The 12688-nt window shown below is 65.4% G+C and carries 8 protein-coding genes and 1 pseudogene; 5 read left to right on the forward strand and 4 right to left on the reverse strand.

Going from position 1 to position 12688, the window contains the following annotated elements:
• Positions 1-95: 95 nt before the first annotated feature.
• Positions 96-1132 (reverse strand): annotated as a pseudogene (gene pstS / locus L0U84_RS12370) (phosphate ABC transporter substrate-binding protein PstS).
• Between the two features lie 445 nt (positions 1133-1577).
• Here pstS and L0U84_RS12375 point away from each other — a divergent pair.
• Positions 1578-1880 (forward strand): DUF4148 domain-containing protein, encoded by a 303-nt coding sequence (locus tag L0U84_RS12375; protein WP_233850214.1) that lies wholly within the window; start codon positions 1578-1580, stop codon positions 1878-1880.
• A gap of 253 nt (positions 1881-2133) precedes the next feature.
• Here L0U84_RS12375 and L0U84_RS12380 read toward each other — a convergent pair whose 3' ends face one another.
• The 3 genes from L0U84_RS12380 to L0U84_RS12390 form a co-directional block, all read right to left on the reverse strand.
• Entirely contained in the window at positions 2134-2325 is a 192-nt protein-coding gene (locus L0U84_RS12380) for a hypothetical protein (protein WP_233850215.1), read from the reverse strand.
• A 123-nt stretch (positions 2326-2448) separates the two neighbouring features.
• Positions 2449-4131 carry a hybrid sensor histidine kinase/response regulator gene (locus L0U84_RS12385; protein WP_233850216.1) on the reverse strand — a complete coding sequence of 561 codons (1683 nt, stop codon included), beginning with the start codon at positions 4129-4131 and terminating at the stop codon, positions 2449-2451.
• 8 nt (positions 4132-4139) lie between these two features.
• Positions 4140-5549, reverse strand: coding sequence for a 3-deoxy-D-arabino-heptulosonate 7-phosphate synthase (locus L0U84_RS12390; RefSeq protein ID WP_233850217.1), 1410 nt, complete (start codon positions 5547-5549; stop codon positions 4140-4142).
• Positions 5550-5980: 431 nt separating this feature from the next.
• Between L0U84_RS12390 and L0U84_RS12395 the strand changes: the two genes are divergently transcribed.
• The 4 genes from L0U84_RS12395 to L0U84_RS12410 all read left to right on the forward strand — a co-directional run bounded on the left by L0U84_RS12395 (position 5981) and on the right by L0U84_RS12410 (position 12687).
• Positions 5981-7228: an MFS transporter gene (locus tag L0U84_RS12395; protein ID WP_233850219.1), complete on the forward strand. Its 1248-nt coding sequence runs from the start codon at positions 5981-5983 to the stop codon at positions 7226-7228.
• Positions 7229-7573: 345 nt separating this feature from the next.
• A complete protein-coding gene (locus L0U84_RS12400) occupies positions 7574-8458 on the forward strand; it encodes a TetR/AcrR family transcriptional regulator (protein WP_233850220.1) in 885 nt (294 codons plus the stop codon).
• Between the two features lie 162 nt (positions 8459-8620).
• A complete protein-coding gene (locus L0U84_RS12405; RefSeq protein WP_233850221.1) occupies positions 8621-11119 on the forward strand; it encodes an acyl-CoA dehydrogenase in 2499 nt (832 codons plus the stop codon).
• 146 nt (positions 11120-11265) lie between these two features.
• The gene (locus L0U84_RS12410) at positions 11266-12687 is read left to right on the forward strand and encodes a 3-oxoacyl-ACP reductase (protein WP_233850222.1); all 1422 of its coding nucleotides are present in this window, start codon (positions 11266-11268) and stop codon (positions 12685-12687) included.
• The last annotated feature ends 1 nt before the right edge of the window (position 12688 follow it).

Genomic DNA, 12688 nt, shown 5'->3' on the forward strand with positions numbered 1-12688 from the left:
ACGTAACCCGCACCTGCCTGTCCAGCGACCCGAATAGTCGCCCACTGCTCATGCAAACCCGTCGGCGCGCGCGGCGACGCATCGGGCAGTTCGGCTCACGGTACCGCGACCGCCTTGTGCGCCACCTTCTCGCCCGTATCGGCGGGCCATTGTGAGCGGATCTTCGCCACGACCAGATCCGGCAGCGGTATGTAGTCCAGCGCGCTGACCGTAGGTCCGCCATGACTCAACGCGCAGTCGAAAAACTTCAACGTGGCTTCGTCGTGGCCGGGCTTGTCCGACGTCGCGGGAAGCAACACATAGGTCGCGCCCATCACCGGCCAGGCATCCTTGCCCGGCTGGTTGGTCAGCAACTGAGACAGAGAACCCGACCAGTCGGCGCTCGCCGCCGCGGCCTGAAAGGTTGCGGCGCTGGGCTGAATGACATTACCCGCCGCATTGGTCATGGCAACATACTTCAAACGGTTCTGTTTCGTGAAATCCCATGCGACATAGCCGATCGCTCCAGGCAGATAGCCGACGTACGTGGCGATGCCCTCGTTGCCTTTGCCGCCGATGCCGAGCGGCCATCGCACGCTGGTACCCTCGCCGACCCTGCGCTTCCATTCCGGGCTGACCTGCGCGAGGTAGTGAGTCCAGATCAGCGTCGTGCCGGAGCCATCCTGGCGGCGCACCACCGCATCGGGTAATTAGGCATCTTGATCTTTGGATTCAGCCGCACGATGGCGGGGTCGTCCCAGAACTGAATCTTGCCGAGAAAGATTTCGGCGATCACCGGCCCCGTCAGCATTACCTCGCCGGCTTTGAGCCCCGGCAGGTTCACGACGGGCACCACGCCGCCGATCACGGTTGGAAATTGCCGCAAGCCGTTGCGCGTCAGTTGATCGTCGGTCAGCGGCGCGTCCGATCCTGCAAAGTCGACCTCCCGGGCGATGACCTGCTTGAGCCCATCGGACGAGCCCGTGCCCTGATAAATCACCTTGCTGCCCCCCGACTTCTGATAGTCGGCGGCCCAGCGGGTGTAGAGAGGAGCGGCGAAGGTGCTGCCGGCTCCCGTAATGTCGGCGGCGTAGGTCACGGCTGCGCATGAACAGCAGATCAGACCCGCCACGATGGCACGCAATGTTTTCACGGATGTCTCCCGTTGGTTCTTGTTCCGGGACATCGCTGATCCAGACTTGCCAATGCGTCAACTTGTTGGAGGGCGACCGTGCCGGTGATTCAATTTTCAGTTTTCATCGGGCGTGCAGGTCTCCCGCATGACGCGCCATATCGCACATTAAAGAACGGTGACAGGCCGAATGCCAGTTGAATAGTGCTATCGAACGCACCATGCCCGGCGGCCTTTTCCGCGATCGCGGGCATCGGATTCCTGAATTGATCAGGCAAGGCGCTGGGTCGATCATCTTCACGTCGACGCTCGGGCGCGAGCATCGGCACGCTTCGGCTGATGGACGAACTCGTTACCACAAAAAATATACGGCTACCGTGCGGTTCCTCACCTACTCTTTGATCAGCTGAGCCGCGAAAAGTGAAGCGCGACTCAGCCGGAATAATCAACCAGGAGGTGGGCCATCATGAAGACGTTAGTCCACACAGCTTGCGCGGTCGCCGTCATGGCTTTACCGATTGCATCGTTGGCGCAATCGGACGGCGGGCTGACGCACGCACAAGTGCAGGCAGAGATTGCACAGCTCGAACAGGCCGGCTTCAATCCGGCCAATGCGAATACCGTCGACTTTCCTACCTATATGCCGACCACCAGCGCCAGCGCCGCAGGCCAGAGCAGCGGCTACGGGCCTGCGATGAGCGGTACGCAGCAAATGGGCCATCCGGCCGGCACGAGTGGGATGAAGCCAGTGTTCTTTGGCGGATCCTGAACTTGCTCGCCTGACCAACTCGACAATGCAAAGCATGGCTTCCCTGCCCGGGACGGCGTGGAACGCCCTGCTATGCGCGCTCTTGACGACGCGCTGCAGAAGAAATTCACGAACCTGGTTGCGATGACGGATGCGCAGTGCCGGCTATTCTCAATTGATTTCGGACACAACCCACCCCCGCGCCATATCGCATGGCGCCTGCTGAATTGCCAGCCCTCTTTCGCTGAGCGCCGGGGCGCGAGCAGCGAACACCTCATCCGCGTTTTTTGACGTCGACGGTCAGGATTTCGTATCCGGGATCGGCGTTTTCGTGCGCGACTTTGTTCGCTTCCTCATACGACAGAAAGGACGTGGCTTCCTTGATCTCCGGGGCCATGCCGATATCGCCGTCCTCCGCGGTGCAGAGGAATTTCTCGCCGGTTTTCACGACGTAGACGGTCGTCATGTCTCCCTCCATGGCTTGCAGGGGAACTTCCAGTCTAGCAGGCCTGAAGAACTGCACGCGGTTCGCGCTTTCGTCAAAAAGCGCGCCCGAACGACCTGACCGCCTGAACGTGCGGGCGGCCCGTCACCGATCGCCGCGAACCGGCCGTTGCGCCGAATTCGCCAGCACGTCCCGCAGTTTCTCCAGCGACAACGGCTTGCTCAGATGATGATCGAAGCCGGCGGCAAGCGCCTGGCTGCGGTCCGATTCCGACGAATAGCCGGTCAGCGCGACGAGTATCGTCCCGTTCAGTTCAGGGTTCGCGCGAATTCTGCGTGCAACCTCGAAGCCGTCCATCACGGGCATCGCCACGTCGACGATGGCGAGCTCCGGCCTGGTTCGCGAGATCAGCTCGATGGCCGCGCGACCATTGTCGACCGCCGACACGCGATAACCCTCGAGGTCGAGCAGCACGCACAGAACGTGCAACGCGTCGACGTTGTCGTCCACCAGCACGATGCGCAGCGTTCTCAACTCGCTGCCCTTGTCGACGGACTCGCCAGGCGCCGCTCGCGGCGGCGTTCGCAGTATCGGCAAACGCAACGTGACCCGGGTGCCGCAGCCGAGCCCATCGCTGTGGATGGCAATCTCGCCATCGTGCAGTTCCACCAGTCGTTTGGCGACGGCGAGGCCGATGCCGAGCCCGCCTTCCGAGAGCGTGCTTGCGCTCGAACACTGCGCGAACAGGTCGAACACACGCGGCGCAATCGACGAATCGATGCCGATGCCGTTATCGCTGACGTCGATCACGAGCATCTCCGCGTTGGGCGGATCTTCAGCGCGAACCGTCAGCTCGATCAGTCCGCCCGCCGGCGTGTACTTCGCCGCATTCGACAACAGGTTGCCGAGCACCTGACTGAGCCGCACAGGGTCGGCGCGCACCGGAATCACGCTGTCGAGGCCGGTCAGTTTCAGCTTATGGCCGCGCGATCGCAGGTCGTGCTCGATCGTGGCCACCGCGTCGGAGACGATCTCGGCCAACAGCGTGTCGCTGCGCCGGATCGTCAACTTGCCGTATTTCAGACGCGCGGCGTCGAGCAGGTCGTCGACGAGGGTGCGCAGATGCTTCATCTGCCGTTGCGCGATGCTCAGCACCGCGTCCGCCTTGTCGTTGTCGACCACGAGCCGCCTCGCCGCGGCGATGGCGCCGTCGATCGGCGCCATCGGGTTGCGCAGCTCGTGCGCGAGCATCGCGATGAACTCGTTGTGGCGGCGGTCGTTGTCCGCGCCGTCGTCGCGAACGTTGACCATCGTCACGGCCGCGCCCGCGAGCGTCGCAAGGTCCGACAGCACCCGTGCGTCTTCACTGTCGAAGCGGCACCCGGAGCTGTGCGACATCACCCATATCGCGCCAAGGTGGCCGTGATCGCTCGGAATGGGTACGACGATCCCCTCGGGCACATCGACACCCGGCAAGTTCAGACACGCGAACTGCCGTTGCGGATCGACGAACAGGCGCGCCGCGCCCGCCTCGAGCGTGACGCCGCATGGACATTCGTCCCATGCGGTCGTGCGCCCTTGCAGACCGGAACAAAGGCCTGCCACCGCGAGCCAGCGGAAGCACCGGCTGTCGGCTGGCCCCTCCACCAGGCTGATGCCCGCGCTTCCGGCGCAGCATAAAGCCAGCGCCTCGCGTGCAATCGCGTTCAGCAGGTCTTCACGCGAACCGGTTTGCGCGCGCGCGAGCCGCAACAGCGACTGGTTCTCTCGCGCGTAATCCGCTTTTTTGGCTGGACGGCTCGCTAATTCGTCAGCACTGGGAGTCATGATGTGGTCTAGCGCGCAGCGCTCAAGCGTCTGGCGTCCGCAATGCCGACCGCGGCACGCAAGTCGTCCGGATGAACCATCAATTCGCGAACCTCGCGCAGCGTCGCGTACTGGTCGAGCACGGTCCGCCATCTCGGCGAATCGAGCAACTGACGCCACACCGGTTCCAGGTCCGCGCAATCGGCGTCGCGGCCGTCCGCCAGTGCACCGGCGAAATCGAGGCTGGCGTGGGCCGACAGCAACTGCATCCGGCTCGCGGGACTCAGCACGCGCGGTGCCGCTTCGACCGGTGCGTCGCAGCAATAGAGCACGGTCCTGCGAAGACCGGCCCGATCGCTCGTCAGCGCGGCCAGCGACGCGCCGCTCAGACGCACGGTCCCTTGCTGCGTGCGGAACGAGTAGACGGTGTGCGGATCAGCGTGCGCCAGCAGCGTCAGTCCGCGCACGAGCCGCGGCAGATCGGTGGTGGCCGCGTCGACCGAGGCCTTCGCTTCGACGAGCAGGCACACGTCCCACGCCGCAGCGTCGGCCGGGGGCCTGGCCTGGCGCAGCAGCACCACGTCCCATTCGGTTTTCGCGCGCTCGTGGCTTGCGGGTATCGCGGCCGGCACGCGCATCGAGTTGACGACGCGGTAGGTGGCGGCCGCACCCTGCGCGTCATTGAGGCGCTGTGCGAGCGCGTCGAGCGCATCGGCGGCCGACGCTTCAACCGCAGCGCCGCGCTGCTTCGAACTCAAGCCTCGCGCGACGGCCGTCGAGCTTCCCGGGCGCGGCCCCTGGCGATCCCACAGCGTCTGGTAGTCACGCACGCGCTCGTCGAACGTGAGCGCGTGAAGCCGCTGCAAGCGCTGCAACGCGGCACTCGGCAGCAATTGCGCGAGGCCGCGCTGCAGCGCCGCGTCGTGTGCGATTTCCGGCGTATCGATGCAAGCTTGCACCGCTTCGGCCAGTTGGGGCCACGCTTCGGCGAACGCGAGCGCGTGCAGCCGCGCCAGCGCGTCGCGTTGCGGGCCGGGTAGCAAGCGCTGCTGTTTGGCCGGATGAGCGATCGCATTGACGGCCGCGTAGATCAGCCGGCGATCGACGCTCGCGTGCGCGGCCAGCGACGCATACTCGCGCACCACCGTGCTGCGATGCCTCAGCAGCATCGCCTGAAACACCGGGTCGCCGGCTTCCTCGCGCATCGCCTCGCGAATCATCCGCGCGAGCGCCTCGATGAAGAAGCGCTGGTTCGCCGCATCCGGCTCTTCGCCACGCGCGCGCGCCTCGCGAGCCTGCTCGATCGCGAGCGCGAGCACGGTGGCCGGACTCGCTTGCTGCGTCGGTGCGCAGACGGCCGCGAGCGCCGGCAGGCGATAGCGGCGCGCGACAGCGTCGAGCATCTCGTCGAGCAACGAAGGCGTTGGCGTCACGGACATAGCGATATGTCGATAAGTTGGCGAAGTAACTGTACCTGAACGTTCGATGCGGCGCGCGGACCGGACAGGCCGCTCGTGACCGGCTTCGGCGAGCATCGAACCGGTCCGCGCGCTCGCACCCCGCAACCGTGCCCGCCCCGTCAAAACGCCATTGCCATAAACTTGCTTAAAAATGGCTCTGGCTAGCTTCTATAAACATTACAAAAAAAACGATAAATCGAACGGGTAATTACATTTACCCGACATTAAACATGCATTGCGAATTCAGCACGAAAATTGCTGTCCGGATTAACACGGAGAAAAGCGGCTTCAACCATGCAGACGCTTAATGCTCGGCGTACACTGGCCGGCAAGCGCTTGCCATAAGGCGCAAGGGCTACGGTGCCGCCCGCGGTCGAACGCGGGTTTGTGGAGACTCAGGAGAACAATCAATGAGCTGGACTCGGGAACAGAGAAACGTCACGATCGCCGCCTATCTAGGCTGGACCCTCGACGCATTCGATTTCTTTCTGATGGTGTTCGTATTGAAAGATATCGCGCAGGAATTCAATACGGACATTCCGTCGGTCGCGGTCGCGATCATGCTGACCTTGATGATGCGCCCGCTCGGCGCATTGATTTTCGGCTGGCTCGCCGACAAATACGGCCGCCGTCCGACGCTGATGGTCAACATCGCGTGCTTCTCGTTGCTCGAACTGCTGTCCGGTCTGTCGCCCAACCTGATGACGCTGCTCGTGCTGCGCGCGCTGTTCGGTATCGCGATGGGCGGCGAATGGGGTGTCGGCGGCGCGCTGACCATGGAAACCGTGCCGCCGAAATCGCGCGGCATCGTCTCGGGTCTGCTGCAAGCCGGTTATCCGAGTGGCTACCTGCTCGCGTCGATCGTGTTCGGCCTGTTCTATCAATACATCGGCTGGCGCGGCATGTTCTTCGTCGGCGTGCTGCCCGCGCTGCTCGTGCTGTACATTCGCGCGCACGTGCCGGAGTCGCCCGCGTTCCAGACGCTCGAAAAGAAGGTCCGTCCCGGCCTCGTCGCGACGCTCAAGCAGAACCTCGGCCTGTCGCTCTACGCGATCGTCCTGATGACCGCGTTCAACTTCTTCTCGCACGGCTCGCAGGATCTGTATCCGACCTTCCTGCGCGTCCAGCACAAGTTCGACGCGCACACGGTGTCGTTGATCACGATCACGCTGAACATCGGCGCGATCTGCGGCGGTCTGTTCTTCGGCTGGGTGTCGGAGAAGATCGGCCGCAAGCGCGCGATCTTCATCGCCGCGTTGATCGCGCTGCCGGTGCTGCCGGTGTGGGCCCTCTCGACCACGCCGGTGCTGCTCGCGCTCGGCGCGTTCCTGATGCAGATCTCGGTGCAAGGCGCCTGGGGCGTGATTCCGGTGCACCTGAACGAAATCTCGCCCGATGAAATCCGCGCGACCTTCCCCGGTCTCGTGTATCAGCTGGGCAATCTGATCGCCTCGGTCAACGGTCCGCTGCAATCGAAAGTTGCCGAACTGCACAACAACGACTACGCGCTCGTGATGGCGGTCGTGATCGGCATCGTCGTGATCGTGATCTGCGCGCTGATTCCGTTCAGCCGCGAGCGCCGCGGCATCGACATGACGCAGTCCGCGCGCGATGTCGCGGGCTCGACGGGCGGCGCGGTAGGAGGACAGCGCGTTTGACGGCTCAAGCGTTCGACCCGAACGCCTATCGTGCCGATGCGTTCTGACGCACGACCCTGATTCGCGTCGACGCGTCAAAGCCGGGTGAACCCGGTCGAGCGCGAGGCAAGTTTGCATCGCAACGCAATACGAGGCCGTTCCGATTCGTTCGGAACGGCCTTTTTTATTTTCCGTGGTGCACGACGCGCAAGCACAACTTTCGTCAGATCTTCTAGAGGAGTTAATCCAGCCTGTCCCCTTGATCGCACCGACCCTCCTTTCTTATCCTAAAAAAACGGTCGTTTCAAATATCAACTTGAATCGCTTGTTTGCGAGCCGGCAATGCCGGCAACTGGGAGACGCAACATGGCAGTTCGCACCACAGGCCGGCATGCCGGCGATACGAAGTCGCGCATTCTCGACGCCGCGGAGGCGCTTTTCATCGAATGCGGCTATGAGGCGATGTCGCTGCGCCAGATCACTTCGCGCGCCGAAGTCAATCTCGCGGCGGTCAACTACCACTTCGGCAGCAAGGAATCGCTGATTCACTCGATGCTGTCGCGCCGGCTCGATCAGCTGAACCAGGAGCGCCTGAAGCTGCTCGACCGCTTCGACGCGATGCTCGGCGCGCGCCTGACCTGCGAGCACGTGCTCGGCGCGATGTTCATTCCGGCGCTGCGTCTGTCGCGCGATCCGCGTGTCGGCGGCAAAGCGTTTCTTCGTCTGCTCGGGCGCGCCTACACCGATCCGTCGTCGTTCATCCGTGACTTTCTGAACGCGCATTACGAATCGGTGGCCATGCGCTTCTTCGACGCGTTCCAGCGCGCGCTGCCGCATCTGCCGCGCGAGGAGCTCGGCTGGCGGCTGCACTTCGCGATCGGCGCGCTGTCGGGTGTACTCGCCGGCACCGATACCGACAGCCTGATTTCCGAGTTCTCGCAAGGCAAGTCGATGAACGATCTGCAACTGATCGCGCGTCTTGCGTCGCTGATGGTCGCCGCGCTGAAGGCGCCGCTGCCGGACGGCACGCAACTGGCCGCGTTCGCCGCGGTGCTCGGCGATGCGGCCGACTGCGCCGCAGAAGGCACGCTCGCCAGTGCGCCACACGACGCCAGCGAGGCGGCCTCGTGCGTGATGTCAGGCGAGACGTGGGGAGCGACGCACTGCGGCATTTCAGACGGCGAAAGCCGTGGCGGCAATCTCGAGGCGGGGCCGGCGAGCTATCGGCATGCGCTGCACGGCGCCGCCTGACGAGGTGGCCCGGCGATTGCATCATCGCAGACAAGGCAGACGACGGATCGACAGAACGCGAGCCGGCCGCGCCCGCTGATACATTCGCACGCGGAAGCGATTTTTGATGCGACCGGAGCAAGGGCTAAAGCCCCAACTCCGATCGACCGAGGAGGAAACGTCATGCCGTGGTTCATCCTGGCGCTCGTCATCGCCGCATTCGCCCTCGTCTACGTTCAGGCTCGCTCGTCGTGGTGGCTCGCCGCGCTGATCGTCTGGGTCGCGGCCGCGCGCCTGAGCGGCGCGGCTGGCCCGCTGCTGACGACCCTGCTCGCGATCGTGTTCGTACTACCCGCCCTCGTGCTGACGCTCAAGCCGCTGCGCCGCGCATGGCTCGCGAAACCGGTGCTCGACACGTTCCGCAAGATCCTGCCGCAGATGTCGCCGACCGAGCGCGACGCGATCGAAGCCGGCACGGTCTGGTGGGACGCCGAGCTGTTCTCGGGCCGCCCGCACTGGGACACGCTGCTCGGCTACGGCCCGGCCACGCTCAGCGCCGAAGAGCAGGCGTTTCTCGACGTCGAATGCGAGCAGCTGTGTGACCTCGCGAACGACTGGGAAACCACGATGGTCTGGCAGGACCTCTCGCCGCAAACGTGGCAGTTCATCAAGCAGCACGGCTTTCTCGGCATGATCATTCCGAAGCAGTACGGCGGCAAACAGTTCTCCGCGTACGCGCATTCGCAGGTCATCATGAAGCTCGCGACGCGCTGCTCGGCCGCGGCCGTGTCGGTGATGGTGCCGAATTCGCTCGGCCCCGCCGAGCTGCTGATGCACTACGGCACCGACGCGCAGAAGGACCACTACCTGCCGCGTCTCGCGCGCGGCGAGGAGATCCCCTGCTTCGCGCTGACGAGCCCGTATGCCGGCTCCGACGCCGCCGCGATTCCCGACGTCGGCATCGTCTGCAAGGGCATCCACGAAGGCCGCGAGATGCTCGGCTTTCGCGTCACGTGGGACAAACGCTACATCACGCTCGGGCCGATCGCGACCGTGCTCGGCCTCGCGTTCCGCGCGCTCGACCCCGACCATCTGCTCGGCGCGAACGACGAACCCGGCATCACCTGCGCGCTGATTCCGACCGACCACCCGGGCGTCGACATCGGCCGCCGTCACTGGCCGTTGAACGCCGTGTTCCAGAACGGCCCGAACTCGGGCAAGGACGTATTCATTCCGCTCGACTGGGTGATCGGCGGACGCGCACAGGTCGGCAACGGCTGGCGCATGCTGATGGAGTGCCTGGCGGCGGGCCGCGCGATCTCGCTGCCGTCGTCGAACGTCGGGATGGCGAAGCTCGCGGTGCGCGGCACCGGCGCGTATGCCGCGATTCGCCGCCAGTTCCGCACCGCCGTCGGCAAGTTCGAGGGCGTGCAGGAAGCGCTCGGCCGCATGGGCGGCAACCTGTACGTGATGGACGCCGCGCGCCGCCTGTCCGCGCAGGCGGTCGATCTGGGCGAAAAGCCGTCCGTGATTTCGGCGATCGCCAAGTATCACATCACCGAGCGTGCGCGCATGGTCATCAACGACGGCATGGACGTGGTCGCCGGCAAGGGTATCTGCATGGGGCCGTCGAACTTTCTGGCGCGCGCGTATCAACAGGTGCCGATCTCGATCACCGTCGAAGGCGCGAATATCCTGACGCGCTGCCTGATCATCTTCGGCCAGGGCGCGATTCGCTGCCATCCGTACGTGCTGAAGGAAATGACGGCGACGCACGAGCCCGATCGCGCGAAGGCCTTGCGCGAGTTCGACGCGGCGTTCTTCGGTCATGTGAATTTCACGGTGTCGAACGTGCTGCGCAGCGCCGTGTATGGCCTGAGCGGCGGCGCGCTGATCGCGAAGCCGCGCAGTGCATACGCGCCGCTCCATGCGTACTATCGCGCGGCGACGCGACTGTCGACCGTGTTCGCGTTGCTCGCCGACGTGTCGATGTTCGTGCTCGGCGGCGACCTGAAGCGCCGTGAACGCATCTCGGCACGCCTCGGCGACGTGCTGTCGCAGCTGTTCCTGATCTCGGCGACGTTGAAGCGTTTCGAGGACGAAGGCCGTCAGCAGGCCGACCTGCCGCTCGTGCGCTGGGGCGTCGAGGATGCGCTATACAAGGCGCAGCACGCGCTCGACGGCGTGCTCGCGAACTACCCGAACCGCGCCGCCGCGACACTCGTGCGGCTGCTCGCGTTCCCGTTCGGCCTGCCGCATCGCGAGCCGTCGGACCGCCTCGGCAGCGAGATCGCCGAGCTGATGCAAACGCCCGGCGCCGCGCGCGAGCGGCTCGTCGCCGACTCGTACGTGCCGCATCCCGACGTCGACGCGCTCGGCTACGGCGAGCTCGTGTTCGCGCTGAATCCTGAGTTCATCCGGATCGAGCAGAAGCTGCGCGACGCCGTGAAGCAGGGTCTGCTCGATCCGCTGCCGCAAAGCCTGCCGCAACTCGCCGCGTGGACCGATGCGGCGCAACGCCAGGGGCTCATCGACGTGGACGAGCGGCGCGTGCTCGACGACTACGCGCGCTACGGCGCGCACGTCGTCAAGGTCGACGATTTCCCCGCCGATTTCGACATGCTCGCGAATTTGCAGCAGCGCAAGCAGGCGCTCGAAAAGGCGCTGGAGCTGGCGGCCTGATGCGCACGCTCACGCAGAAAAAACTACCGACGCGGCGCGGCAAACCGTACCCGAGTCACACAACTCAAGGCACACTGACACACGTCCGGCGCCCCTGAAAAAAACCAGAGGCTGGCGGCGGCGCGTCCAGCGGAGCAACCGACAACATGAACGACTCCTACCTGAAGTTCGTCAACTCGCCGTTCGGCGGCCGTCTCGCGCGCTCCCTCGGCCTGCCGAAGCCCGAGGTGCTGCGGCGCTATCGCGCGGACCGGCCCGAGTTCGACGGTCTGATCGCGATCGGCGCGGGCCGCGAGCCGCGCCTGTTCGACGCGCTCGCGAGTCTGATCGCCAGCATCGGCATGACGAGCGTCGCGCACGAAAGCGCCGGGCTCTGGGTGCCGCTCGCCAATCGCCACGGCCTGATGACCGGCCGCTTCGAGCCGGCCGAAGCCGCTTCGCCGGGCAAGCTCGCCGCGCTGCTGTTCGACGCGAGCGGTATCGACGACAGCAGCCAGCTCGAACCGCTGCACGGTTTTTTCCACGACACGCTGCGCTCGCTCGGCAAGTGTGGGCGCATCGTCGTGCTGGGCCGGCCGCCCGAGGCCTGCGCGAGCCCGCGTCAGTGGACCGCGCAGCGCGCGCTCGAAGGGCTCGTGCGCTCGCTCGGCAAGGAAGCGCGGCGCGGCATCACCGCGAATCTCGTGTACGTCGAGGACGGCTCCGAAAGCGCCGTCGAGGCGACGCTGCGCTTTTTCCTGTCGCCGCGCTCGGCGTATGTCTCCGGTCAGGTAGTGCGAATCGCGGCCAATCGCAGCGACACGCTGCCGTACGACGCGTCCGCGTTCGACTGGCGCCAGCCGCTCGCCGGCCGGCGCGCGCTCGTCACCGGCGCCGCGCGCGGCATCGGCGCGGCCATCGCGAGCGTGCTCGCGGCCGAGGGCGCGCAGGTGATCGGCCTCGACGTTCCGTCCGCGCGCGACGCGCTCGACGCGACCATGCGACAGCTGAACGGCAGCGCGCTCGCGTTCGACATCGCCGCGCCCGAGGCGCCCGCGCAGATCGTCGCCGCGCTCGACGAGCTCGGCGTCGACATCGTCGTGCACAACGCCGGCATCACGAAGGACAAGACCATCGCGAAGATGACCGACTCCGCGTGGCAAAGCGTGATCGACATCAACCTGAGCGCGCAGGAGCGCATCGACGACGCGCTGCTCGCGGGCGGCATCCTGCGCGACGGTGGGCGCATCGTCGCGGTGTCGTCGATCAGCGGCATGGCGGGCAATCCCGGCCAGACCAATTACGCGACGTCGAAGGCCGGCGTGATCGGCCGGGTGCAGAGCATGGCGCCGCAACTGCGCGCCCGCGGCATCACGATCAATGCGGTCGCGCCCGGCTTCATCGAAACGCAGATGACCGCGAAGATTCCGCTCGCGATCCGCGAGGCCGGCCGCCGCATGAACTCGATGAGCCAGGGCGGCCAGCCGGTCGACGTCGCGCAAACCATCGCGTGGCTCGCGCATCCGGGCTCGGCCGGCGTGACGGGCCAGGTCGTGCGCGTGTGCGGTCAAAGCCTGATCGGCGCCTGAA

It is taken from the genome of Paraburkholderia sp. HD33-4, from assembly GCF_021390635.1.
GTDB lineage: Bacteria > Pseudomonadota > Gammaproteobacteria > Burkholderiales > Burkholderiaceae > Paraburkholderia.